The organism is Xenorhabdus hominickii, assembly GCF_002632725.1.
Classification (GTDB): Bacteria; Pseudomonadota; Gammaproteobacteria; order Enterobacterales; family Enterobacteriaceae; genus Xenorhabdus; species Xenorhabdus hominickii.
This window is the reverse complement of the sequence record NZ_NJAI01000003.1, coordinates 449,543-476,536: the sequence shown is the minus strand read 5'-3', so window position 1 is coordinate 476,536 and position 26,994 is coordinate 449,543. Positions and strand designations below refer to the sequence as shown.

At 43.2% G+C, this 26,994-nt stretch carries 22 protein-coding genes; 8 read left to right on the top strand and 14 right to left on the bottom strand.

Annotated elements, in window-relative coordinates; genetic code table 11:
• Positions 1 to 61: 61 nt before the first annotated feature.
• The 5 genes from aceF to ampD form a co-directional block, all read right to left on the bottom strand.
• Positions 62 to 1,921, bottom strand: coding sequence for a pyruvate dehydrogenase complex dihydrolipoyllysine-residue acetyltransferase (gene aceF, locus Xhom_RS12105; protein ID WP_069316747.1), 1,860 nt, complete (start codon positions 1,919 to 1,921; stop codon positions 62 to 64).
• Positions 1,922 to 1,934: 13 nt separating this feature from the next.
• Positions 1,935 to 4,598, bottom strand: a complete 2,664-nt coding sequence (gene aceE / locus Xhom_RS12100) for a pyruvate dehydrogenase (acetyl-transferring), homodimeric type (protein WP_069316748.1) — start codon at positions 4,596 to 4,598, stop codon at positions 1,935 to 1,937.
• A gap of 239 nt (positions 4,599 to 4,837) precedes the next feature.
• Positions 4,838 to 5,602, bottom strand: a complete 765-nt coding sequence (pdhR, locus tag Xhom_RS12095; protein WP_069316749.1) for a pyruvate dehydrogenase complex transcriptional repressor PdhR — start codon at positions 5,600 to 5,602, stop codon at positions 4,838 to 4,840.
• Between the two features lie 1,434 nt (positions 5,603 to 7,036).
• On the bottom strand, positions 7,037 to 7,903 hold the full coding sequence (gene ampE, locus Xhom_RS12090; protein WP_069316750.1) for a beta-lactamase regulator AmpE: 867 nt from the start codon (positions 7,901 to 7,903) through the stop codon (positions 7,037 to 7,039).
• Positions 7,904 to 7,908: 5 nt separating this feature from the next.
• Complete coding sequence (ampD, locus tag Xhom_RS12085; RefSeq protein WP_069316751.1) at positions 7,909 to 8,451, bottom strand: 1,6-anhydro-N-acetylmuramyl-L-alanine amidase AmpD; 543 nt, start codon at positions 8,449 to 8,451, stop codon at positions 7,909 to 7,911.
• A 281-nt stretch (positions 8,452 to 8,732) separates the two neighbouring features.
• Between ampD and ppdD the strand changes: the two genes are divergently transcribed.
• From ppdD to yacG, 6 genes are all read left to right on the top strand, one after another.
• Positions 8,733 to 9,155, top strand: a complete 423-nt coding sequence (ppdD, locus tag Xhom_RS12080; protein ID WP_069316752.1) for a prepilin peptidase-dependent pilin — start codon at positions 8,733 to 8,735, stop codon at positions 9,153 to 9,155.
• Between the two features lie 67 nt (positions 9,156 to 9,222).
• Positions 9,223 to 10,755: a type II secretion system protein GspE gene (gene gspE, locus Xhom_RS12075; RefSeq protein WP_069316753.1), complete on the top strand. Its 1,533-nt coding sequence runs from the start codon at positions 9,223 to 9,225 to the stop codon at positions 10,753 to 10,755.
• Positions 10,752 to 11,951 (top strand): protein transport protein HofC, encoded by a 1,200-nt coding sequence (gene hofC / locus Xhom_RS12070; protein ID WP_069316754.1) that lies wholly within the window; start codon positions 10,752 to 10,754, stop codon positions 11,949 to 11,951. The genes gspE and hofC overlap by 4 nt, the downstream gene beginning before the upstream one ends.
• A 133-nt stretch (positions 11,952 to 12,084) precedes the next feature.
• Positions 12,085 to 12,708 (top strand): dephospho-CoA kinase, encoded by a 624-nt coding sequence (gene coaE / locus Xhom_RS12065; RefSeq protein ID WP_069316755.1) that lies wholly within the window; start codon positions 12,085 to 12,087, stop codon positions 12,706 to 12,708.
• On the top strand, positions 12,701 to 13,459 hold the full coding sequence (gene zapD, locus Xhom_RS12060; RefSeq protein ID WP_069316756.1) for a cell division protein ZapD: 759 nt from the start codon (positions 12,701 to 12,703) through the stop codon (positions 13,457 to 13,459). The genes coaE and zapD overlap by 8 nt, the downstream gene beginning before the upstream one ends.
• A 78-nt stretch (positions 13,460 to 13,537) precedes the next feature.
• Complete coding sequence (gene yacG / locus Xhom_RS12055) at positions 13,538 to 13,741, top strand: DNA gyrase inhibitor YacG (RefSeq protein ID WP_069316757.1); 204 nt, start codon at positions 13,538 to 13,540, stop codon at positions 13,739 to 13,741.
• Positions 13,742 to 13,826: 85 nt separating this feature from the next.
• On the opposite strand, the gene mutT is transcribed toward yacG, so the two are convergent.
• Complete coding sequence (gene mutT / locus Xhom_RS12050) at positions 13,827 to 14,219, bottom strand: 8-oxo-dGTP diphosphatase MutT (RefSeq protein ID WP_069316758.1); 393 nt, start codon at positions 14,217 to 14,219, stop codon at positions 13,827 to 13,829.
• Positions 14,220 to 14,376: 157 nt separating this feature from the next.
• Between mutT and Xhom_RS12045 the strand changes: the two genes are divergently transcribed.
• Entirely contained in the window at positions 14,377 to 15,966 is a 1,590-nt protein-coding gene (locus Xhom_RS12045; protein ID WP_069316759.1) for an ATP-binding cassette domain-containing protein, read from the top strand.
• 196 nt (positions 15,967 to 16,162) lie between these two features.
• Here the strand turns inward: Xhom_RS12045 and secA are convergent, their stop codons facing one another.
• Together secA and secM are read right to left on the bottom strand one after the other, a co-directional pair.
• Complete coding sequence (gene secA, locus Xhom_RS12040; RefSeq protein WP_069316760.1) at positions 16,163 to 18,871, bottom strand: preprotein translocase subunit SecA; 2,709 nt, start codon at positions 18,869 to 18,871, stop codon at positions 16,163 to 16,165.
• A 97-nt stretch (positions 18,872 to 18,968) separates the two neighbouring features.
• The gene (gene secM / locus Xhom_RS12035; protein WP_069316761.1) at positions 18,969 to 19,523 is read right to left on the bottom strand and encodes a secA translation cis-regulator SecM; all 555 of its coding nucleotides are present in this window, start codon (positions 19,521 to 19,523) and stop codon (positions 18,969 to 18,971) included.
• Positions 19,524 to 19,560: 37 nt separating this feature from the next.
• Between secM and Xhom_RS12030 the strand changes: the two genes are divergently transcribed.
• A complete protein-coding gene (locus Xhom_RS12030) occupies positions 19,561 to 20,085 on the top strand; it encodes a DUF721 domain-containing protein (RefSeq protein WP_069316762.1) in 525 nt (174 codons plus the stop codon).
• Between the two features lie 164 nt (positions 20,086 to 20,249).
• Here the strand turns inward: Xhom_RS12030 and lpxC are convergent, their stop codons facing one another.
• From lpxC to murC, 6 genes are all read right to left on the bottom strand, one after another.
• On the bottom strand, positions 20,250 to 21,167 hold the full coding sequence (gene lpxC, locus Xhom_RS12025) for a UDP-3-O-acyl-N-acetylglucosamine deacetylase (RefSeq protein WP_069316763.1): 918 nt from the start codon (positions 21,165 to 21,167) through the stop codon (positions 20,250 to 20,252).
• Between the two features lie 98 nt (positions 21,168 to 21,265).
• Positions 21,266 to 22,429 (bottom strand): cell division protein FtsZ, encoded by a 1,164-nt coding sequence (gene ftsZ / locus Xhom_RS12020; RefSeq protein ID WP_069316764.1) that lies wholly within the window; start codon positions 22,427 to 22,429, stop codon positions 21,266 to 21,268.
• Positions 22,430 to 22,495: 66 nt separating this feature from the next.
• Positions 22,496 to 23,752, bottom strand: coding sequence for a cell division protein FtsA (ftsA, locus tag Xhom_RS12015; protein ID WP_069316765.1), 1,257 nt, complete (start codon positions 23,750 to 23,752; stop codon positions 22,496 to 22,498).
• Between the two features lie 32 nt (positions 23,753 to 23,784).
• Entirely contained in the window at positions 23,785 to 24,603 is an 819-nt protein-coding gene (ftsQ, locus tag Xhom_RS12010; protein ID WP_069316766.1) for a cell division protein FtsQ, read from the bottom strand.
• A 1-nt stretch (position 24,604) separates the two neighbouring features.
• The gene (locus tag Xhom_RS12005; protein WP_069316767.1) at positions 24,605 to 25,525 is read right to left on the bottom strand and encodes a D-alanine--D-alanine ligase; all 921 of its coding nucleotides are present in this window, start codon (positions 25,523 to 25,525) and stop codon (positions 24,605 to 24,607) included.
• Positions 25,518 to 26,993 carry a UDP-N-acetylmuramate--L-alanine ligase gene (gene murC, locus Xhom_RS12000; protein ID WP_069316768.1) on the bottom strand — a complete coding sequence of 492 codons (1,476 nt, stop codon included), beginning with the start codon at positions 26,991 to 26,993 and terminating at the stop codon, positions 25,518 to 25,520. The genes Xhom_RS12005 and murC overlap by 8 nt, the downstream gene beginning before the upstream one ends.
• Position 26,994: the final 1 nt, after the last annotated feature.

The window sequence follows — 26,994 nt, the reverse complement described above, 5'->3', positions numbered from 1 at the left end:
TTCAATTTGCTGCTTTGTTAGCAGCAACCCGAAATCTATTGGCATATCACCGGCCCTTATATTACATCGCCAGACGGCGGATATCGCTCATTACTTGGTTAATATAAGTGATGAAGCGTGCACCATCTGCTCCGTCGATCACACGGTGGTCGAAAGACAGAGACATAGGCAGAATCAGACGAGGAACGAATTCCTTGCCATTCCAGACTGGTTTCATGGAAGAACGCGACAGACCCATGATTGCCACTTCTGGTGCATTCACAATTGGTGCAAAACCGGTTGTACCGATACCACCCAAGCTGGAGATGGTGAAGCAGCCGCCCTGCATGTCGGAAGCAGTCAGCTTACCAGCACGCGCTTTCTTGGATACTTCAGCCAGTTCTCTTGACAGTTCCATGATGCCTTTCTTGTTGACATCTTTGAACACAGGAACAACCAGACCGTTAGGTGTATCAACCGCGATACCGATGTTAACGTATTTTTTCAGGATCAGCTTCTGGCCATCTTCAGAAATGGAGCTGTTAAAGCGAGGCATAGCTTCCAGAGCTTTCGCGGCTGCTTTCATGACGAATACCAGTGGAGTGATCTTCACGCCCAGCTGTTTCTTCTCAGCTTCTTTGTTCTGTTGTTTACGGAACTCTTCAACTTCTGTGATATCCGCTTCATCGAACAGGTTAACGTGAGGGATCATGACCCAGTTACGGCTCAGGTTAGCACCGGAGATTTTCTGGATGCGGCTCATTTCAACTTCTTCGATTTCACCGAACTTGCTGAAATCAACTTTCGGCCAAGGCAACATGCCAGGCAAACCACCGCCCGCAGCAGCAGGTGCAGCTTCTGCACGTTTGATAGCATCTTTCACGTAAGCCTGAACGTCTTCACGCAGGATGCGACCTTTACGGCCAGTACCTTTAACTTTAGCCAGATTTACGCCAAATTCACGCGCCAGACGACGGATCACTGGTGTTGCATGAACGTAAGCGTCATTTTCTGCAAATTCATTTTTGCCTTCTGCCGGCTTGCTTGCTGCTGGAGCGGGTGCCGCTTTAGCAGGTTCAGCCGCAGTAACTGGAGCTGCCACCGGAGCTGGTGCTGCACCCGCAACTTCAAATACCATGATCAGAGAACCAGTTTTGACTTTATCGCCAGCAGCAATTTTGATCTCTTTCACAATACCCGCGAATGGCGCAGGAACTTCCATGGATGCCTTATCACCTTCGACAGTGATCAAGGACTGTTCTTCAACAATAGTGTCACCCACTTTTACCATGATTTCGGTAACTTCAACTTCGTCACCACCGATATCAGGTACATTGACCTCTTTCGCCGCAGAAGCCACAGACGCTGCTGCTAGAACCGCCGCCGGAGCTGCTGGCGCTGCACCGGAACCTGCAACTTCGAATACCATGATCAAAGAGCCAGTTTTGACTTTATCGCCAGCGGCAATTTTGATCTCTTTCACAGTACCCGCGAATGGCGCAGGAACTTCCATGGATGCCTTGTCACCTTCAACAGTGATCAGAGACTGTTCTTCAGTGATGATGTCACCCACTTTTACCATGATCTCGGTAACTTCAACTTCATCACCACCGATATCAGGTACATTAACTTCTTTGCTTTCTGCCACAGCAACAAGTGCTGCTGCAGGAACTGCTTCCTGCTGTGCAGGTGCAGCAGAAGCTGCACCGTTTGCGGATTCAAAAATCATGATCAGTTTGCCGGTTTCAACTTTATCACCAACCGCAACTTTGATTTCTTTAACTACTCCCGCCTGTGGAGATGGGACTTCCATGGAAGCCTTGTCACCTTCAACAGTGATCAGTGACTGTTCTGCTTCTACAGTGTCACCCACTTTTACCATAACTTCGGTAACTTCAACTTCATCTGCACCAATATCAGGTACGTTAATTTCGATAGACATTAATCTTTACCTCTTATGCCAGACGTGGGTTAACTTTTTCTGGGTTGATGTTGTATTTACTGATGGCTTCTTCAACCACTTTCACATCAACTTCGCCACGCTTAGCCAATTCACCCAGAGCCGCAACAACCACGTAAGAAGCATCAACTTCAAAGTGATGACGCAGGTTTTCACGGCTGTCAGAACGACCGAAACCGTCAGTACCCAATACACGGAAATCACTTGCAGGAACGAAGTTACGTACTTGCTCGGCGAACAGTTTCATGTAGTCAGTAGAAGCAACGGCTGGTGCTTCATTCATGACCTGAGCAATATAAGGAACACGTGGCTCTTCTGATGGGTGCAGCATATTCCAACGCTCACAGTCCTGACCATCACGAGCCAGTTCAGTGAAGGAAGTTACGCTGTACACGTCAGAACCGATACCGTACTCATCAGACAGAATCTTAGCTGCTTCACGAACGTGACGCAGGATAGAACCAGAGCCCAGTAACTGAACTTTACCTTTCGCGCCTTCCAGACATTCCAGCTTGTAGATACCCTTGCGGATACCTTCTTCAACGCCTGCGGGCATTGCTGGCATGTGGTAGTTTTCGTTCAGAGTAGTGATGTAGTAGTAGATGTTTTCTTGCTTCTCACCATACATACGTTCCAAACCATCATGCATGATAACAGCCACTTCATAAGCGAATGCTGGATCATAAGAGATACAGTTAGGAATAGTCAGAGACTGAATATGGCTGTGGCCATCTTCGTGCTGTAAACCTTCACCGTTCAGAGTCGTACGACCTGAAGTACCACCAACCAAGAAGCCACGAGCTTGCTGGTCACCCGCAGCCCAGCACAGATCACCGATACGCTGGAATCCGAACATGGAGTAGTAGATGTAGAACGGGATCATTGGCAGGTTGTTAGTGCTGTAAGAAGTTGCAGCCGCCAGCCAAGATGAAGCTGCACCCAACTCGTTGATACCTTCTTGCAGGATCTGACCTTTAGAGTCTTCTTTATAGTATGCAACCTGCTCACGGTCTTGCGGAGTATACTGCTGACCATTCGGGCTGTAGATACCGATCTGACGGAACAGACCTTCCATACCGAAAGTACGTGCTTCGTCAGCAATGATTGGAACCAGACGATCTTTGATCGACTTATTCTTCAGCATGACATTCAGGGCACGAACAAATGCGATAGTAGTTGAAATTTCTTTGGACTGCTCTTCCAGCAGTGAGCTGAAATCTTCCAGTGCAGGCATTTCCAGTTTGTCGTCGAAATTAACACGACGGCTTGGCAGGTAACCACCCAGCGCATTACGACGCTCATGCAGATATTTGGACTCTTCAGAATCTTTATCAAAAGTCACATATGGCAGTTTTTCAATTTGCTCATCGGATACAGGCACATTGAAACGATCACGGAAATGACGAACACCTTCCATGTTCATTTTCTTAACCTGATGGGCAATGTTCTTACCTTCAGCAGTATCACCCATACCGTAACCTTTGATGGTCTGAGCCAGGATTACAGTTGGTTTGCCAATGGTATTCTGTGCTTTATTCAGTGCTGCGTAGACTTTCTTAGGATCGTGACCACCACGGTTCAGAGCCCAGATTTCGTCATCAGTCATGTCTTTGACCAATGCCGCCGTTTCTGGGTAACGACCGAAGAAGTGTTCGCGAACATAAGCACCATCTTTAGACTTGAATGTCTGATAGTCGCCGTCCAGCGTTTCATTCATCAATTGAACCAGTTTACCGCTGGTGTCTTTACGCAGCAGTTCATCCCAACGCTCACCCCACAGGACTTTTAGTACCTGCCAGCCAGCGCCGTCAAAGATACCTTCCAGTTCGTTAACGATTTTGCCGTTACCGGTTACTGGACCATCCAGACGCTGCAAGTTACAGTTGATGATGAATACGAGGTTATCCAGTTTTTCACGAGTTGCGATAGTGATCGCACCTTTGGATTCCGGTTCATCCATTTCACCGTCGCCCAAGAAAGCGTAAACGGTTTGTTTAGAAGTGTCTTTAAGACCACGGTGTTCCAGATATTTCAGGAATTTAGCCTGATAAATAGCAGAGATTGGCCCCAAACCCATTGAAACAGTTGGGAACTGCCAGAAGTCAGGCATTAATTTTGGATGCGGGTAAGAAGACAAACCATTACCACCGATTTCCTGACGGAAATTGTTCATCTGCTCTTCAGTCAGACGACCTTCAAGGAATGCTCGAGCATAAACGCCTGGAGAAATATGGCCCTGGAAGTAAACCAAATCACCACCATCATTGTCGTTGCGAGCGCGGAAGAAGTGGTTAAAACAAACGTCATAAACAGTCGCGGAAGACTGAAATGATGCCATGTGGCCACCCAGTTCCAGATCTTTTTTGGATGCACGCAGAACGGTCATCACTGCATTCCAACGAATAGCAGAGCGGATACGACGTTCCAAATCCAGGTTGCCAGGGTAAGCAGGCTCATCCTCAACAGGAATAGTGTTGATGTAATCACGGCTTGCAGCACCGGCAGCAACGCTAACGCCACCTTTACGAGCTTCATTCAAAACCTGATCAATCAGGAACTGAGCACGCTCAACACCTTCTTCACGGATGACCGATTCGATCGCCTGTAACCAATCGCGAGTTTCGATCGGATCCACGTCATTTTTCAAAATATCTGACATGGTGTATTCCTTATCTGTTATCTATTTCTAATGGTTGTTGGAGCCTATCTTCTGGTCATACCTTTTGACGAACTGTCAGTTATGACCGGAAGATAGGCCCTGCTATATATTGCCGCTAAAACTCTTGGATAAGAGTTGACGAACTGTACAAACGCAGCAGTCAGGATCTGTACAGTCAAGTTTAGAACCTACCCCAGTAGGGGGTTTGATTTGTCATAGACGCCCCAAAGGACAGGCTCTTATTCCTGGTGTTGCTGGAGCCGCCTCAATGAACGCTCTCGACGAGTGTGTTCACGAGTCAGATCCAATAAAACTTCTTCAATAAAGGCCAAATGGCGATGGGAAGCTTCTCTGGCTTTCTCCGGTTCTCTCGCCATAATGGAGCGAAAAATTTCAGCTCTATGGTCACTAACGGCTGTCAACATTTCCTTGCGGGTATAAATGAACTCGAAATTACGCCTGATGTTTTGTTCTAACATCGGGATCATGCAGCGTAACAAATGCAGTAATACCACGTTGTGGGCAGCTTCTGTGACAATAAGCTGATATTGCAAAACAGCATCTGATTCCGCATTTACATCGCCACTTTGCTGAGCTTCTTGAATGGCAAAATGGCTTTGCTCAATGCGTTTAAAATCTTCATCGGTTCCCCTAAGGGCAGCATAATAAGCTGCTATGCCCTCTAACGCATGCCGCGTTTCAAGGAGGTCGAATTGGGATTCTTGATTATCTGCAATAAGTTGGGCAAGCGGGTCGCTGAAACTCTGCCACAGATTGTTCTGTACGAAAGTTCCTCCCCCTTGACGACGGAAAAGAAAGCCTTTGGCTTCCAATTTTTGAATGGCTTCACGTAATGAAGGACGTGATACTTCAAACTGCTTCGCCAGTTCACGCTCAGGCAACAGCTTTTCTCCCGGGCGTAGCGAGCCTTCGAGAATGAGCTGTTCAAGACGCTGCTCAATCACATCTGATAACTTTGGTTGGCGAATCTTGCTATAGGCCATATCTGCTGTAAGCCATTCAATGAGTATGAGTAAATGTTGCTTCGGACGATTCTCGGGTTAACTGCTATCTGGTTAACTACGCCCTAGATAACTGGCCGAAGTCAATTGGTAATACCAATTTAGAATACAGGGTCTTAAAGTAACAAAGTATTCACTAGCTGTCTATAAAGACCTTGAGCTAAATCATAAAAATCTGCAAATTTTAACAAATTATTTTAAATTTTATCAGAAAATTATAACTAAAAGGGATTTTAAGACAGGAAAACTTGATTGGATTTAACATTCATGAAACGCATATATAGGCAAAATTTGTCGTTAAACACTCAAAAAAATGAATACTAAACAAATTAAATTGAATTGAATTTAAATTCAAAATAAGCTGATAAGCGAGAAAAATTCCCACCAGTATCATCCTTGTCATTATAGCGGAGTCTTTCGTCAAACTGACCTATAATCCAGTAGATCACGACAATAAGGCAACAAATTTGAAAGTACATATTCCAAAAGCACATAAAGGCAAAAATCACATAATTAGTTGTATGACTGTAAATAAATTATATTCACTCAGACATTAATACTATTTATTTTATTATTCTTTATGCTCTGGTAAATCGGGGATATTATCCATATCAGTGCCTGACTGCACCACTATAATTATAGGCTTTAAAACAACACCACCATTACTGAAACTCTTGACAGAAGTACGGTATAATGTCATCGAATAAGTACTCTTCGGAGTTATATTATAAATAAAAACCAAGCTGGAAAATATTGGAATTACAAACCAAAAAAGATCAGAAAAAGTGATCACCATATATTTCGGAAAAATATCCGTATCAATGAATTTATAAGTTATTTTACCTTAAATGGAAAGCATGAATATACTAACCTCTGTACACCACTTAATTTTTGTTTTAGAAGGAATACAATCTGAACATTTTGGTTCCACAGCCTCCTGAATCCAATTTTATATCTATTAGTTTAAAAGAATATTCAGTATGATTTTTAAGTGTAGAATTAAAAATGCATCGGGGCATTCTCATTACAATCATTGTACTTTACATCAAGATTTTTCATAATTCAACCCTCAAATAAAAAGTTATTATTTTTAATTTAGTATATCATCACAGAATATTAAAATATTGGATTAAATAAAAAAATACCCTTGATGATTTAATTTAAATATTGATGAATATAATTAAATTATTTTAAATTAAATCACAAATGACAACAATTAGCATTAAAAATAAAAAGATAAATATATTTTTACCAAAATTACTACAAAAAACATGAAGCTATTCTTTATGATAACATATAAATTTAAATAAAAAACATACCAATAAATTTCGAATGACATCAAAGAAACTAGGAACGAATCCCTGTTTAAAAATAGGGAACAGACAACTGCTAAATCAGTTCCCTATTCCTCCATTGTTAAACCAATGCGCCATAGATCGTCAGCAATGCAACAATAATCACAATCGTAAATGTTGCCTTCTTAGCCAATGTTACAGCGGCAACAGGTGTTTCTATCGGGTTAAGGTGAGGCTCTTTACTTAATGCAAATTGCGCCAGTTGGCTGACCACCTTATATTGTGATGTTCTAAAATCACTAAGTGATGCAATCCAGGCGGGTAAGGCTTTCTCACCATGCCCCAACAAGGCATAAGCAATACCCGCCAAACGTGCAGGAAGCCAATCCAGCCAATGCAATATCCCATCAACGCCAGATTGTGCCCGCTGTACTGTCGTTGTATTCTGTGCCAGCCACCTCTGATAAGCTCTGAGACAACAGTATCCCATCAAAATGGCCGGGCCAAATTGCCCGAATATCACCCCCCAAAAAATGGGTGCGAGATAATAACGGAAATTTATCCAGATTAATGCGTTCTGTATTTCACGCAGCCGCTCATCCTTTGTGTTATCAGGTGCAGTATCTGGTAAAGCACCCTGTATCATCATCAAATGAGAAAGATGTTTATCTTGCTGTTCAAGTTCATCATGGCTCACAGCCTGAAGATACCCGCGATAATCATGACGCAGCGCACCTGCACCAATACATAACAGGCTGATGATAATACTTAACAGAATTGCTGGAATACCAAAAACAGCGGCGTGAGACATCTCAAGAAGTTTCCAAGTCAATAAAATGACCAGAAAGGTCACACCCAAACTGCCCCACAATGAATATGATTTTATTCTGGCAAAAATAGGGGCTAAATAACGCTCCAACTGCCAATGGTCTCCCATCTTAAAGATGCGTTCCCATGCCAATATTAACAATAGAATAAAGAGAGTCATCTAACTCACTCCTTCAATAGTTGCCGATAATATTCCCAATAAAAATAAGGCCCTGGGTCGGTTTTTCTACCCGGGGCGATATCGCTGTGCCCCGTAATATTCCCACGAATATCAGGGTATTGACTTATCAGCAGATTAGTAACTTCCACCAGTTTAGTATACTGAATTTCAGTAAATTCCTCATAATCCGTACCTTCCAACTCAATGCCTATCGAAAAATCATTACATTTTTCTCGATCACAGTAACAAGAAACTCCAGCATGCCAAGCTCTTTTATCGAAAGAAACATACTGCACCACTTCTCCACCGCGCCGGATCAGGCAGTGAGCAGCAACACGCAAATGTTTAATCTCATCAAAGAAAGGGTCATCATTTGGATTTAGCGTTCCCATAAATAATTGATCGATATAAGGGCCGCCAAACTTGCCGGGAGGTAAGCTAATGTTATGAATAACCAATAGTGATGGAATTTCACCTTCTGGTCGTAAATCACAATGTGGAGACATGATTTTTCTGGCAACATCAATCCACCCTTCATGCAGCTTCATTCTTTTACTCCCCCCCCTCAATATTTCAATATCACTACTCCGGTGTAACGCATGTTAACACCTTCTATCAACTAATATTTCTGACCTTTTTTTATTTGCGAACAGATTCGAAAAACTTTCTGCAAAAAATGTAATTCCTGATTCTTTTTTCGAGCCAATTCCATAAGTATTACTAAAGACATTTTATTTTTCTCTTTTTTCTTCATGCTTATATCCACCGGCACTTACCTGCAATTAGGCACAGAAATACACTAATACACGTATACATAAAGAGAGGCAAAATGAACCAGCAAGGTTTTACATTAATAGAAGTGATGGTTGTAATGGCCATTGTCGCTATTCTTGGTGCTATTGGTATTCCTAGCTATCAGGGGTATATCCAAAAAGCGGCATTGACCGACATGCTACAAGCGATTGTGCCTTATAAATCCGGCGTAGAGCTCTGTCGTTTGGAAACTGAAAATTATAGAGATTGTCATTCCGGTCAAGCATCCATTCCATCAGGTCACAACAGCCGTTATGTCAGCACAATAACCGTAAAAGATGGAGAAATAGCCGTCGTAGGTCAACAAAATCTCAGTGAACTCAAGGCCATTTTAAAACCATCTCAGGATACTAAAACAGGTATCACACAATGGAAAACGCTTTGTGAAACGAAAAATGAATCATTAAAACTAAAATGTCAGGAAACTTTAAAGTTTTAACGGAATAAAATTTTAAAAGATTAAGGTTTTAAACGCTGTTTTCTATACCCAAAAAGGAAAATAACTAATGATAAATAAGGAGCACCTCTTAATGGAAAGAGAAATAAAAGAATTATGTCAACGGCATCAGGCAATTATTATTAAAAAAGACACCTACACTATCACTATTGCCTGTAGTAAATCTCCCAATGAGGATTTTATTGCTGCATTGCGTTTTATTTCTGGATTAATTGTCAATATAGATATCTGGCCACAAGCAAAAATAGAATCCATGCTGACACAGGAAAATTTATCAGTGGTATCAGATGATTATTGTGCAGAAAATGACAATATGAAATCTTACCGCATAGAGAGTTTAGATACCCACTATTCCAACCATAATGAAATACAAACAAACAATCTCCATGATGAGGATATAGATACTCCTGTTATTCAGCTAATTAATCAGACCATATTAACCTCAATACAAAAAAGAGCTTCAGATATTCACTTTGAACCTTCTCAGCGTGGATATCAAATACGTATCCGAGTTGATGGGATATTGCATCCCATGCCAACGCCACCTCCTCAAATGAATGCAAGTATTCCTGCTCGATTAAAGATCATGTCAAAACTCAATATTGCGGAAAAACGTCTGCCGCAGGATGGGCAATTTGACTGGCGAGACAGTAAAAATAGCTATGCGATACGTATATCAACACTCCCGACCTTACATGGAGAAAAGGTGGTTCTGCGCATTTTAAATACCATACATCGCTTATCATTAGATATGCTTGGACTCTCAGAATCACAGTTACAACTTTTAAAACAGAAAATCCATTTACCACAAGGAATGATTTTAGTAACAGGCCCAACTGGTAGCGGAAAAACCGTCACATTATATAGTTGCCTGCAATATTTAAACCAAGCTAAAAAGAATATATGCAGCGTCGAAGATCCTGTAGAAATTCCTTTAAATGGCATCAATCAAACACCTGTAAATAATAAAATTGCTCTCGATTTTGCCAGAGTTCTCCGAGCACTGCTACGACAAGATCCCGATATCATCATGGTCGGTGAAATTCGTGACAATGAAACTGCCGAAATATCAATGAAAGCGGCGCAAACGGGACACTTAGTTTTATCGACATTGCACACCAATTCCACTATCGATACCTTATCTCGGCTGCAGAATCTGGGAGTTTCTGGCTATACCACAGCCTCATGCGTTAAGTTAATTATTGCGCAGCGGCTGGTTCGTAAACTTTGTCCTCATTGCCGTCAACCAGATAATGATCCTACTATTATCAATATAAAAAATACTCCCATATCTATAAAACATCCCTCTACAATAGAACAATCGATATCGATAAAAAAATGGAATGCGGTTGGTTGTGACCACTGTTTTTCTGGCTATTATGGCAGGACAGCCATCTATGAATTTCTTGAAATTAAACCAGAATTTCAACAAGCACTTTCTGAGCATTCAACTGACAATCTCTCTCACTTATTGGCCTCACAACCAGATTCCACGCTTTTTTCAGCCGGACTCTCGTTAGTAGAAAAAGGTATAACTACTCTTGAAGAGATTTATCAAATAACAGGCCATGAAACAGTATGAAAATAGAATATATTTATCAATGGCAAGCAATTAACAACAAAGGAAAAATAATAAAAGGAAAGAGTATTGGTCACAGCAAAAAAAGAATATTTCAACACTTAAGCCATCTCGATCTGCAACCCTATACCATAAAATGCAAAAAAATCATTCAATACAGTGAAAAAGAAATGGCCTATCGCCTACATTTCATTCATCAGTTAAGTACATTACTCGCCTCAGGCATCCCCCTGCTCAGGGGGTTAAATATCTTATTACAAGAGTGCAAACTTGCCCTCTGGCAGTGTGTATTAACGGATATGATTCAGAAAATTAGTCAGGGGGAATTATTTTCTACTTCACTGCAACATTATCCAAAGTTATTTTCGCCTTTATTTTGCCAAATGATCGCAGTAGGGGAACAAACTGGCCAGCTTGAAAACTGTTGTCAATTGCTTATTAACAGGCTGGAACAACAAGATACATTACGAAAGAAGATACAAAAGGCTTATCGCTATCCCTTGATTGTTGCCTTTGTAGCGCTTATGGTTATTATTCTGATGCTTGTTTTTGTCCTACCTGAATTTCGCCAAGTTTACTCTTCATTTGATGCTACCTTGCCTCTGTTAACGCGGTGGGTTTTATTAGGCTCTGATTTCTTGATTCATTATGGTGTATTACTATTCACCATGATATCTACGTTGCCAATTGTTTATTTATGGTTACGTCATTACTTACCAATATTGAAAACAAAAGAAAAAATACTCCTGCTTAAGCTTCCTCTTGTTAAGCAACTCACGATTTACCAACAAACTAACCAAATATTTCATATTTTGTTCATGACACAAAAAGCAGGATTAACACTGACAACAGGGCTTGAATGTGCTCTGAATGCAACTCACCATCCTATTTTTATCGCCGGAATAAAAAACCTGCACAAAAAAATTCAAACAGGAATTCCAATGAGTGATGCTTTAAAAAAAGCGGCGTATTTTCCCTCATTATGCCAACAATTCGTTGTCATAGGCGAGGAATCAGGAGAGTTAGAGTTGTTTTTGTTGAAGGTTGCAGAATGGTACCAAGAAAAATCCATCAATCTTGCTGATAGTTTAGTTCAATTACTTGAACCGCTATTGATGTTGATAATGGCGCTGGTTGTCGGCTTATTGTTACTCGCTATGTATCTGCCTATTTTCCAATTAGGCGCTATATTGACATAACAAGGTATTTACATCTTTCATTATATTTTCTCGATAGTCTAAAAAGGGGTAATTATACACGTTTGTTTATAGCTCATCAGTGTTCCTTGGGTTACAATTTAATTATGCTATCAGGAATATTTTAAGGGATAGAATGACTTATATTGTTGCACTTACAGGTGGAATTGGTAGTGGAAAAACGACTATCTCTAATGTATTTTCATCCCTTGGTGTCCCGCTTGTTGATGCAGATATTATCGCCAGAAAAGTGGTTGCTTCTGGCACCCCCGCATTACAGGCAATCACAGAGCATTTTGGCGCTGATATATTATTGCCCGATGGTTGTCTTAACCGAGCTTTGCTACGCCAAAAAATTTTCGCCACACCAAAAGAAAAACAGTGGCTAAATGCACTTTTGCATCCGCTGATTCAAGCAGAAACACAACGACAATTAAATCAAATTACAGCGCCCTACGCTGTTTGGGTAGTTCCTCTGCTAATTGAAAATAATTTAATGCATTTAGCTGATCGTATTTTAGTAGTTGATGTTCCAACAGAAATACAGATTGACCGAACAATGGTTCGTGATGGCGTAAGTCGTGAGCAAGTTAAAAATATTCTGGCAGTACAGGCCAGCCGTCATGACAGACTAGAAAGGGCCGATGATATCATCTCCAACCACCACAGTGAGCAAGAGATTATCTCTAGTGTGGTCAAATTACATCAACAGTATTTGAAACAAGCAAAATCAGTCAGACAGGAAAACCGTAATGAGTGATGCAACCGCCACTATTATTTTTGAACATCCACTCAATGAAAAAATGCGCTCATGGTTGAGGATTGAGTCTTCACTGCAACAATTGGAAAAACAACGTCATCTGGATTCGCAAGCAAGTAGTCTCTCATTTTTCCGTACAATTGCTGAATTAATTGAAATCCTAGAACGCGGTGAAGTTCGTTCTGAATTATTGAAAGAGCTAGATCGCCAACAAACAAAATTAAAATTATGGCTAGGCTCGCCCAATGCCGATATTGCCATGATCCATAGCTTGTCAGAGCAGCTAAAAGAGCGCAGCATTGCTTTGAATCAAGCTCCTCGGATCAGCCAATATATCAAAGAAGATCGCATTATCAGTATGGTACGTCAACGCCTCAGTATTCCCGGAGGATGCTGTAATTTTGATTTACCGACGTTACATCTGTGGCTTCATTTACCTCAATCTGTCAGAGATGAATCCGTCAGAGTCTGGTTAGACAGCCTTCGTCCATTACAGCAAGCTCTAGAAAGCATATTGGAATTAATACGCCAGTCTACCGTATTCACACCTAAAACCAGCCACAATGGTTTCTATCAAGGAAATGCTGACGAAGCAGATTTGTTGAGACTGAAATTAGATGTCGTATTGAATGCTTTGGTTTACCCACAAGTTTCCGGCTACAAGACTCGCTTCGCTATCCGCTTTTTGCCAATGGATTGTGAGAAGGGCACTGTACCTGCCCATTTGTCATTTGAATTAGCCTGCTGTTAACATATACAGACTAAATTCAAATTGCATCAGCTTGAAAGATGAAGGAAATTATCTTCAAATCAAGCAGGAGAAAATAGGATGTCTGAAGTATTGACAGTCGAATGCCCGACATGTGGTAACACGGTAGTATGGGGAGAAGTCAGCCCATATCGCCCATTTTGCAGTAAACGTTGCCAATTAATCGACTTAGGTGAATGGGCCAGCGAAGAAAAAAGAATAGCAAGTCAAAATGACAGTTCAGAAAATGATGACTGGAGCGAAGAGCCGGATCAGTATCCCTGAAAACATGTCATAGCAGCGCCGGGTTTATTTGGCGCTGCTACATCTATTGGCACTGCTACAATAAACAAACGTCTTTATACGAACATCAGCTGTTTAGAAAAGCCACAATACTGCGGTTTGCTGGAGGAAATTCATCAGCAATTAATTCTGATCGCAAAACCCAGCGAGAAGGTTGCCCTTCTTTACCAAACGGTTCATTTTCCCATTCATCGACTAGAAAAAAGTAAAGAGTGATCTTTCTGTCAGGAAAATCATGTACGACGGTATCCACCAATTCACAATGAGTTACGGTGATCCCAACTTCTTCCTTCAATTCTCTAATCAAGGCCTGCTGAGGTGTCTCACCTTGTTCTAGTTTTCCACCGGGAAACTCCCAAAATCCCCCCATATGTGAATTAACACTACGCTGTGTGATAAAAATTTCATCATTGCTATTCTTAATGATACCTGCTGCAATATGCAGATGTTTCTTTTCCATAATTGTTTTTCTTTCAGTTTATTATTTAGCTTAGGTGATTATATCTTGCAGATTACAATAAAATTAACTTAAATCACAAAATTGTATTCCCTCCAACATCCAGCATCAATAAATTACAAATAAAACAAAATATTGGAAGAATAAGGAATCACTATTCATGCAATATGACGTTCAATCCATAATTGAAGCAAGGCAAATTGCCTATCAGTTTTCTGGTGAAGCCACCCCTCTGTTTTCTGGCATTGATATGTTTTTGAATACAGAGCAACACGCATTAGTGGGGCGTAATGGTATTGGAAAATCTTGGTTGGCATCAATACTGGCACAGCGGATATCTCCTACAGAAGGCAGTGTTAAACATTTCTGTAATGTGGGCTATTTATCGCAAGGACTAACCTCTTTTGTCGGTAATACCGCCGATATGCTGGGATTAAGCAAAATAATGAGCGCTAATGAACGCGTTCTGGCAGGTGTGGGGGATGTGGCAGATTTTGATGTTATGGAGGGTAATTGGGATTGGCAATTTCAAACCGAGTCTCTTCTGGCAGAAGGTGAACTTAATCCGAATATATTAAATCAACCTTTTGATTCCTTGAGTGGCGGAGAACAAACTCGCATCAGGTTGTTAGCGTTAAAACGGCAAAGTGCGGGTTTTATTATCCTAGATGAACCAAGCAATCACCTTGACCGGCAAGGGCGTCTTTGGTTAGCGCAATGGTTGGGAACTTTCAGTGGAGGTATTTTGTTGGTGACTCACGATACCCAACTATTACAGCATGTATCCATTGTTTACGAACTCGGTGGATTTGGGTTATCCCGCAGTATCGGTGGATGGGAAACTTGGCTGGAAAGTAAAGAACAACTCAGGCTAGGCATTCAGCGAGAAGTAGATCAAACTCGAAAAAATCTGAAACAATCCCTACGAGATAAACAGAAAGATCGAGAGAGAACCAGCAAGAGACAGAGTCAAGGTAAGCAACGACGGGAAAGTGCCAATCAAAGCAAAATTATTCTGGATCGTGAACAAGGCCGCTCAGAAGCCACACAATCTCGGCAAACTAAGCTACATGAAGAAAAAATACAAAGAAGTGCTTCACTGGCTACGGATGCCAGAACAAAACTGGAAATTATCGATCCTCTGTCAATCGCTGTCGCTACACCACAAGCTGCCACTGCTCCGCTACTTTACCTGCAAGATATCATCTTACCCTTTGGTTCAGATTCCCTTATCAGCCTGACAATCAATAATAGTGATCGCCTTGCTGTTGTTGGCAAAAACGGCAGTGGAAAATCAACCTTACTGAAAATCATGACGGGTTCTCTCGCCCCCAAACAAGGCTCTTGCCGGATCACCTCTTCATATCGGTTCATGGATCAACATTTTTCGTTCCTTGATAAGACCCAATCCGCACTGCATAACTTTCAATTGCAGTCTCCGGGATGGGCGGAAGATCGCTATCGTACTCGATTAGCACAATTACGTATTCGCGGTGAAGAAGCCTTGAAGCCTGTAGGCTATCTGAGTGGAGGAGAACAGCTCAAGGTCGCACTGGCCTGCCTGTTTTGTGGACCATATGCTCCGGCGCTGTTGTTATTGGATGAACCAGACAATCATTTGGATATTGAATCACGTGAATTACTTCAGAGAGCACTGCATGATTATATAGGAGCGATGGTGCTGATTTCTCATGATGATCAATTTATTGAGAGTGTCGGTAATATGCAGGAATTGGTATTACTCAGCTAAAACAGTACATTAAATAAAGTGGTATCTTGAATCAAACAGCACGTTGAATCAATTATATGATAAACCTTCAACTCTATTTCTGAAGAAAGGCTCCCTAAAGAACCTTTTTTACAGAATAAGAATTGAGGGTTTTCGTCAAATCAACCAGTGATTAACGCTTGATGGTTTATCACTGGCCTATTAACACTGGCTTTAATTATAAACGGCCGTGGCAATGCTTAAATTTTTTGCCGGAACCACATGGGCAGGGATCATTACGTCCAACTTTACGCTCCCCGCTGGCCATTTTTGCTTCTGCTTCTGACATTAACGCGCCCTGTTCAACTTCATGGCTCAAATGCTGCTGTCTTGCCAAACGTTCTGCTTCTTCACGACGTTGTTGCTCAAGCGCTTCAACCTCTTCCGGCATTCTGACTTGGACTTTGCTCAAGGTGCTGATTACTTCATATTTCAGTGTTTCCAGCATATGGGCAAACATGGCGAAAGACTCACGTTTGTATTCCTGTTTTGGATCTTTCTGTGCATACCCCCGCAGATGAATGCCTTGACGTAGGTAATCCATCGCCGCCAGATGTTCTTTCCACAGTGTATCCAAAGTTTGTAACATGATGCCTTTTTCAAAATTACGCATCATTTCTGCACTGACGATTTCTTCTTTCTGTTTATAAACCTCGATTGCTTTCTCAAGTATACGCTCACGCAACGTTTCTTCGTGCAATTCAGGCTCTTTATCCAGCCATTCTTTGATTGGTAAATTGAGATCGAAGTCGTTGAGCAAACGTTCCTGCAACCCTTCAATATCCCACATTTCTTCCAGTGATTGTGGCGGAATATAGGCGTCAATCATTACCTTAAAGACATCTTCACGGATGCTCGTAATGGTTTCGCTAACATCACTCACATCCAGCAAATCGTTGCGCTGAGCGTAAATCGCACGACGCTGATCATTGGCAACATCATCATATTCCAGCAATTGCTTACGAATATCAAAGTTACGGCTTTCAACCTTACGCTGAGCATTAGCAATCGCTTTGGTCACCCATGGATGTTCAATCGCTTCACCCGGTTGCATTCCCAGTTTGCGCATCATGCCTGTCACACGGTCGGAAGCAAAAATGCGCATCAGGGAATCTTCCATAGAGAGGTAGAAACGTGAAGATCCCGCATCCCCCTGACGCCCTGCACGGCCACGTAATTGGTTATCGATACGACGTGATTCATGACGTTCTGTACCGACAATATGTAAACCGCCCGCAGCCAGTACTGCATCATGGCGTTCCTGCCATGCAGCTTTGATTGCCTCGATTTGTTCTTCTGTTGGTTCTTGCAGTTTGCCGATTTCTGACTGCCAGCTTCCTCCCAACATGATATCTGTACCACGTCCCGCCATGTTGGTTGCAATCGTCACCGTACCAGCCTGACCCGCCTGAGCGATAATATCCGCTTCCATCGCATGGAATTTTGCGTTCAGAACGTTATGCACAATGCCAGCTTTCGTGAGTGCGTTAGAAACGAGTTCTGATTTTTCAATCGAAATGGTTCCCATCAATACTGGTTGACCACGGTTTGTGCGATCTTTGATATCTTCAATGATTGCATCAATTTTTTCCGCTTCTGTCATGTAAACCAGATCCGGTAAATCTTGACGAACCATTGGACGGTTTGTTGGAACAACGATAGTGTCCAATTTATAAATAGAACTGAATTCAAAGGCTTCAGTGTCGGCGGTTCCCGTCATACCCGCTAATTTTTCATAGATACGGAAATAGTTCTGGAAGGTAATTGAAGCCAATGTCTGGTTTTCATTCTGAATTTCGACACCTTCTTTAGCTTCCACTGCCTGATGCAAACCATCAGACCAACGACGTCCCTGCATGGTACGCCCTGTATGTTCGTCAACAATGATAACTTCACCGTCTTTAACGATATAGTCAACATCACGGGTAAACAGGACGTGGGCACGTAAAGCGGCTGTCACATGATGCATCAGCATGATGTTGGTCGGTGAATACAAAGACTCGCCTTCTTCCATCATTTTGGCATTTACCAGCAACTCTTCAACCAGTACCAGACCTCGCTCAGTAAGGTTAACCTGACGGGTTTTTTCATCAACGGAGAAGTGCCCTTCGCCCTGGAATGTATCAGAATCCTCTTTTTCCTGACGGATCAGGCAAGGGATCAGTTTATTCACTTTGATGTAAAGTTCAGAGCTATCTTCCGCAGGCCCTGAAATAATCAATGGAGTACGGGCTTCATCGATCAGAATGGAGTCAACTTCATCCACTAACGCATAATGCAGTTTGCGTTGAACCCGCTCTTCCGGGCTAAACGCCATGTTGTCACGCAGGTAGTCGAAACCGAATTCATTGTTAGTTCCGTAAGTAATATCCGCTGCATAGGCTTCACGTTTTGCCGGTGCTGGCATGTTCGGCAAGTTAATACCCACAGTCAGGCCAAGAAACTCAAATAATCCTCGATTGTTTTCAGCATCACGCTGTGCCAGATAGTCGTTCACGGTAACAACATGAACACCTTTCCCGCTCAGTGCATTAAGATAAGCAGGTAACGTAGCAGTCAACGTTTTACCTTCACCCGTACGCATCTCCGCAATGCAACGCTCATTCAGCACCATCCCACCCAGAAGCTGTACATCAAAGTGACGCATACCAAAGACGCGTTTACTGGCTTCACGCACAGTAGCAAAGGCTTCGGGCAGAATTTTTTCCAGTAATTCCCCTTCTTTCAAGCGCGCACGGAATTGCTCTGTTTTGGCTTTTAATTCTTCATCAGAGAGCTTTTCGAACTCAGGTTCCATGCGGCTGATCACATCCACCACTTTGTGCAAACGGCGCAAAGTACGGTCATTGCGGCTACCAAAAATTTTAGTTAGTAATTTAATAAGCATAATTAGTACATCTCAGATAGGGCCACAATTGTAGCCAACCAATCATTTCTTAAGACACTGTCTTATTTGGATAAGAGTAAAAAATAAAACAGAAACGTTAAAGCAAAGATAAATGATTTGAGATCGGCCCGGCTCTAATCCCCTGAGTTTTAGCTAGCCAGAGTGCTGGAATATGTGTATCGGGAAGAATTGCCATTTCAATCGCAATATCAGAAATCGCATTATCAAATGGCGTTGATGCTTGAGTCAGCATGGCATGCAACGTATCTAACATAATCTGTTGCATAGATGGAGAAGAAATCCGGGTATTTTCTTTTGCTACTTCGTACCTGACAGGTTCGGTAATAGAAAAAGCAAAAGAAAGTTGCCGGATCACGTTACGAACAGCATGTTGCTGCCAGTGATTTAAATAATTCGCTGGTTGTCGCTGGGCACTTTTTAATTGAAATAGGTGCAATTGAAATAAGTGTTCAAACGAGGAAATCGCTTGATTTTGATTCTCTTGGGCAGAAGATGTGTTGCTATGGGAAAGGCTTTCTGCCACTCCGGCAAAAACAGTAGGAACACCAATTCCTGTAGCAACCATGCCCAGTAAAAGATGAGACCAAAAATAACGCCTACCAAATTGTCGCCAAAGATTTAGAATACTCATTAACCCTTCATTAATAAATACTGGAACTGCCTTTATTATGCGAGATAGCCGCCCACAATCACTGGATACGCTTTTTGAAGACGGGGCGACTGTCGGAAAAAGCCCGCTTCAAACCATTCAACAATATGCTATCGCATTATTAAAACTCAACCGTACCGTTCTCAGTCTGCTTCCTGCTCCGCTGCATCCGTGGTGCAGGGTCGCCAATTATCGCAAACATATTCTGGTACTGGAAGCAGGAAATGCCAGTTGGATGACCCGACTTCGTTATGAAATCCCTGTATTACTTTCAACTCTGAGAAGCGAAATTCTACCATCTTTATCCTCTATCGACATCAGGATTAATCCTTCATTAATGGTAAAACGTGATAATAATGCTCAGAACTCCGCAAAATCACCTAATAATGATAAACAGAATTTACCAAATCGCCAGCTAACCCATGAAAGTGCAAAAGCATTAATGATGCTGGCTGAACGTAGCCCAGAGAAATTGAAAAGGAAGTTGGAAAGACTGGCTGCGCTGGCCGGAGAGGGTACCAGCACAGCCAAGAAGAAACGCTAACGCTGAATGAATAATGTCAGCGAAATGAGCGTGATAGATAACATAACCCACTGGTGCATCATAGGGATGCTCTCAACACGATTTATCAACAAAAGCATTATCAACAAAAGCATTATCAACAAATACGTTATCAATGCGCATATTATCGATACACACGTTAGCCATTATGCCAGCACTAATGATGGAGCACAGAAAGCCTGTGGCATTTCAGCTTCATCTTCAAATGTAACAAATTCCCAAGCGCTTTCGTGCGCCAAGACAGTTTGCAGCAACTTGTTGTTCAGTGCATGACCTGATTTAAACGCGGTAAAGGCGCCAATAATGTTGTAACCGCACATAAACAAATCGCCGATGGCATCCAGCATTTTATGACGAACAAATTCATCTTCAAAACGCAGACCATCTTCATTGAGTACGCGGTAATCATCTACCACAATCGCACAATCGAAGCTGCCGCCAAGGCACAGACCTTGAGATTGCAGGTACTCAATATCACGCATAAATCCGAAAGTACGCGCACGACTAATCTGGCGAACAAACGAATCTGCTGAGAAGTCCAAGCTATAGCGCTGTGAGCTGGAATCAATCGCTGGATGGTTAAAGTCAATGGTAAAATCCAGACTGAAACCGTGATATGGCGACAATTCGACCCATTTATCACCATCTTCCACGCGAACGGTGTCTTTCATGCGCACAAATTTCTTCGCTACATTCAGCTCTTCAATACCCGCATCTAATAACAGGAAAACGAACGGACTCGCGCTACCGTCCATAATCGGGATCTCTGGTGCATCGACATCAATAACAATGTTATCGATCCCCAGACCTGCTAATGCCGCATTCAAATGCTCAACGGTTGAAATCCGCACATTATGCTCATTAACCAGACAAGTACAGAGCATAGTATCACGCACAGATTTAGCATCTGCCGGAAAATCTACCGGTGGATTCAAGTCAGTACGACGATAGATGACCCCGGTATTAGCCGGTGCTGGACGCATTGTCAGCGTGACTTTTTTACCGGTGTGCAAACCGACGCCGGTCGCTTGAACAATACGTTTTAATGTCCTTTGTTTGATCATCGTTTATATCTCGCAATGTTACCATCCTGCCAACCACTATAAGGTATGATTGGCAGAATAGTTTAGCACAAAAAGCGGAGAATCCAATTTTTTAACGACTAATCAGCCTGCTTACGCAAAAACGCAGGGATGTCCAAATAATCAGGTTCCTTGCTTGTTTGTGCGTTTTGGTCATTAACGACTTTTGCGATTGTTTTGTTCTCATCAGATAATGAAGAGAGCCCGCCAGGCATCTGCTGGTAACGGTGCTCCAACGTGTTTGCCTGAGGAACTTTGTTATTAGTTACCAGCGTAATTTCTGGACGTTTGTCCATGCCAATGCCAGTGGCCACAACAGTAACACGCAGTTCGTCGTTCATATCTGGATCCAATGACGTACCGATAACCACCGTCGCATTATCTGAAGCAAATGCGCGGATGGTGTTACCAACCGTTTCAAATTCATCCAGACGCAAGTCAAAGCCTGCTGTAATGTTAACCAGAACGCCACGCGCACCAGAAAGGTCGATATCTTCCAGCAATGGGCTGGAAATAGCCATTTCTGCTGCTTCTTCTGCACGATCTTCACCTTGTGCGATACCAGAACCCATCATGGCGTAACCCATTTCGGACATCACAGTACGAACGTCAGCGAAGTCAACGTTCATAAGGCCTGGGCGAGTGATCAGTTCAGCGATACCTTGAACCGCCCCTTTCAGGACGTCATTAGCTGCACCGAACGCATCCAGCAGAGAAATTCCACGGCCCAGAACTTTCAATAATTTGTCATTTGGAATGGTAATCAATGAATCCACATGCTTGGATAATTCAGTGATCCCTTGTTCCGCGAAAGCCATACGTTTTTTGCCTTCAAAATTGAATGGCTTAGTGACGACAGCAACCGTCAGGATGCCAAGTTCTTTGGCAATTTCGGCCACAACAGGTGCAGCACCTGTGCCTGTACCACCGCCCATACCTGCAGCGATAAATACCATATCGGCCCCTTCCAGAGCTGTACGCAATGATTCACGATCTTCTTCCGCAGCAGTACGGCCAACTTCAGGGTTTGCACCAGCACCCAATCCTTTAGTAATGCCGTTGCCAATCTGGATAGTCTGACCGACAGCCGTCTTACGCAGTGCTTGAGCATCGGTGTTCACCGCAAAGAAGTCCACGCCTTCAATACGCTCACGCACCATGTGCTCAACAGCATTACCGCCGCCGCCGCCGACGCCGATGACTTTAATCACCGCGTCATTGGTTAATTCCAGTGGTTCAAACATAATTTCTCTCCGTTTTGTGCCTTTATGTCGAGGCCGGCGACATTGTCGTAGCCTCTGTATAAAAAATCAAAATTCTTTTTTCAGCCAGTTGCTGACTTTCTTAAACCAGCCACTCACTGACGTTCGTTTATCGGCGTCAGAATCTCCACCAAGTTGGGATTCTTTGCCGTAATGCAGAAGCCCTACTGCGGTTGAGTAGCAAGGCTCCTGTACATAATCTGTCAGTCCAGTGATGTTCAGGGGACGACCAATGCGCACTTGGGTATGAAATACCCGTTGGGCACAATCAGCCAGACCATCAATCTGGGCTCCTCCCCCGGTCAGGACAATCCCTGCTGCCAGGTGATGTTTTACTCCCTGCTGACGTAATTGCTCCTGCAATCGCAAAATTTCATCATTCACTAAATTCAGCAGTTCGGTATAACGAGGTTCAATCACCTCTGCCAGAGTCTGACGTTGTAGACTACGGGGAGGCCGACCTCCCACGCTCGGGACTTCTACACTCTCATCCTTGCTGACTATCGATCCCAAAGCGCATCCATGACGCACCTTGATGGTCTCGGCATCACTAGGGGGGGTACCAAACGCATAGGCAATATCACTGGTAACCACATTGCCCGCATAAGGAATAACCCTGGTATGTCGCAATGCACCACCTGTGTATACCGCCATATCCATCGTGCCTCCGCCGATATCAACGACGCACACCCCTAATTCACGTTCATCTTCCGTCAGAACGGCATAACTTGCCGCCAATCCGGCAAAAATAAGTTGGTCAACTTTCAGTCCACAACGTTCAACAGCTTTTACAATATTTTTCGCCATGTCGTTATGGCAGGTAATCAAGTGAACTTTCGCCTTCATACGCACGCCAGAAAGCCCTACCGGATTTTTAATCCCTTCCTGATAGTCAATCGCGTATTCCTGTGGGATCACATGCAAAATACGGTGTTCATCACGAACACGAACCGATTTAGCAGTATGGACAACACTGTCCACATCATCCTGCGTCACTTCTTCTTCGGAAATAGGCACCATGCCAATTTCATTCTGGCAACTGATATGTTTGCCAGAAAGAGCCAAATAGACTGAAGAGATCTGGCAATCTGCCATGAGTTCAGCCTGATCAATGGCGCGTTGTACGCATTTAACGACCGATTCAAGATCGTTAACACCGCCTTTATCCATTCCGCGAGATGGGCAACTTCCTACTCCGATAATATTAACCATACCATCGGGCAGAATTTCACCAACCAGGGCAGATACTTTTGCTGTCCCGATTTCAAGGCCAACTACCAATTTTCTGTCCGTTGATTTGATCATCGTTATTCTGCCTGTCAATGTATTATTACCTGTCACTGTGTGTTTTTGTCCGTTATTGAAACCGGTGTATCAGTTAATAAAGGAGCCCAACCGACCGCAGCACCGCTGTCATAACGTAAGTCAACATAAGCCACACGTTTTTCCGTGTTTTTCAGTAACACAGGGTAAAGTTCAACAAAACGTCTAATGCGTTCTATTTTATCTCGATTTCCTAGCTCCAATCGAATATCGTTATCCAGTATCAGTTGCCAAGAATTACGTGCTGTCATGAGTACCGCTTTTAATTTAATTTTATGTTCTGCAAGCAGAGCAGCCATTGAGCGGTATCCGTTCAATACGTCTTTTTCTTTGCTTTCGGGGCCATACAGCATCGGATAATGCCCATTGGCACTACGTTCCATTGGCAAACTGAATACTCTTCCTTCTGCGTCCAGCATTTGCGTATCATTCCAGCGGACATAAGGAACATATTCTACCAGATGTATTTTCAGTTCATCAGGCCATTGTTTACGCACAGTGACTTGTCGAATCCATGGCAGTTGTTCAATCTTTTCCTGAATGACGTTGACATCCTGTGTCATGAATGTTCCCGGAGGACCCAGTGATAAAATGGCCTGCCTAACATCGTCATTTGTGGTGTAATGACGTTCGCCAGTTAACACCAATTTTGAGAGCGGTAATCTATTCGGATCTTTCATCCAGTCCAGAGCCACCCAACTTGCCGATATGATGGTGCCAAGCACCATCAGGAAGAAGATAATCCCTACCAGATAATAACCATTACTGGGACGAGTCCCCTTAGCCTCGCTCTCCCGCTCCCGCTCCCGGATCTTCCGGGCTGCCTGTGACATATCAATCAGCCAATTCCAAAATTCTCGCTACGAGTTGAGAAAAACTGAGTCCAGCCTGACGCGCAGCAATGGGTACCAGACTATGGCTGGTCATGCCTGGAGAGGTATTGACCTCCAGCAGATAGAAGTTACCCTTGCCATCGTCCATAATATCGACCCGTCCCCAGCCACCACATCCCAGCGCTTTATAAGCCCTTGATGCGATATCTGCCAACTCCTGTTCTTTTTCAGCACTCAAACCACTTGGACAGAAGTATTGTGTTTCATTGGAAATATATTTCGCTTCATAGTCGTAAAACACATCCGGAGCCTGAATACGGATAGACGGAAGCGCCTCATCACCCAAAAACCCCACGGTATATTCGGGGCCAAACAACCATTTCTCAACCAACACATCGGTGTCGTACTGAAACGCCAATTCCAATGCACCACGCAGTTCGGGATAGTCACTTACTTTGGTCATCCCTACACTGGAACCTTCCAGATTCGGTTTAACCATTAATGGTAATCCTAATTCCTGAACATATTCTTTGAGTTGGAAATCATTAAGTTGTTCAAATTTTTGAGAATTAATTACGACATAAGGAGAAACAGGCAGTTTTGCCCCTTCCCATAGCTGTTTTGTGCGCAATTTATCCATTGACAACGCAGACGCCATCACACCGCTGCCAGTATAAGGGAGCTGCAAAAATTCCAGCAAACCTTGCAAAGTACCATCTTCACCGCCACGACCATGTAGCGCGATAAAGACTTTGCTAAATCCTTCTTCTTTGAGTTTAGTCACATCAAAGTCTTTTGTATCGACTGAATGGGCGTTAATGCCTGCTTCTTTCAGTCCAGTCACTACTGCTTGTCCTGATTGCAATGAAACTTCACGTTCAGCAGACGTTCCGCCCAACAGAACAGCGACCTTATCAACCATGATGCTCTCCCTCATTAAAAGATGGCTGTAATTTCGTTTCAGCCAGATTGCGCGCTATTTTACCGATATTACCGGCACCTTGTACCAATACTAAGTCATTGTTTTCTATAACCTGTGACAGTATGGCCGAAATTTGCTCTGGTTCTGATACAAAAATCGGATCCAACTTCCCACGGCTACGGATAGTGCGACATAAAGAACGGCTATCTGCTCCCGGAATCGGGGTTTCACCTGCGGCATACACATCCAGCATCAACAGAACATCCACCTGACTCAAAACATTAGCAAAATCATCATATAAATCACGAGTTCTCGTATAACGATGTGGCTGGAATACCATCACAATACGTTTATCCGTCCAGCCTGCCCGTGCGGCTTTAACCGTGGCGTCAACTTCAGTCGGATGATGACCATAATCATCGACCAACATCACACTGCCTTCTTTCGCATTTATATGTTTGAGGGAAAATTCCCCCAGAAAATCAAATCGACGCCCGGTTCCCTGAAATTCTGCCAGTGATGCCAGAATATCAGCATCATTAATACCCTCTTCTGTCGCCACTGCGACGGCAGCCGTTGCATTCAATGCGTTGTGACGTCCGGGAGCATTCAACACCACATGCAGATCTGGTAAATCATACCGACTGATGGTGAAAAACCCTTGAGCCCCTTTCTGCTCATAATGGGTAATGCGAACGTCAGCTTCTTCGCTGAAACCGTAGGTCGTAATATAACGCCCAATACGGGGGAGCAATTCCTTAACAACTGGGTCATCAATGCACATTACAGCTCGACCATAAAACGGCAGGTTATGCAGGAAATTGACGAACGTCTGTTTCAGATTTTCGAAATCCCCTTGATAGGTATCCATGTGGTCGGCTTCAATATTAGTGATTACCGCCATCATTGGCTGTAAGTGCAGGAAAGAGGCATCACTTTCATCTGCTTCAGCAATCAGGTAACGACTGCTACCCAAGCGAGCATGTGTACCCGCCGCTTTCACCAACCCACCATTAACGAATGTAGGATCAAGACCTGCCTGCGCATAAATGCCTGCGATCATTGCTGTCGTCGTGGTTTTTCCATGTGTTCCCGCAATGGCAATACCGTGGCGGTAACGCATCAACTCGGCCAGCATTTCCGCACGACGGATCACGGGAATGCGTGCTTCACGGGCAGCAATAATCTCTGGGTTATCCGCAGAGATGGCGGTGGATGCAACCACCACACTGGCATTCCGGACATTTTCCGAGCGGTGATTAAAATAAATTGTTGCACCCAGTTCAATCAGTTGTTTTGTAACCGGATTAGGTGCCAAATCAGAGCCGCTTATCTGATAACCTTCATTAGCCAACACCTCGGCGATACCACCCATGCCAGCACCACCAATACCGACAAAGTGGATATGCCTGACTTTTCTCATTTCAGGCACTGAAGCTCTCAATTTCGCCAATTGTTGTGTATTCACG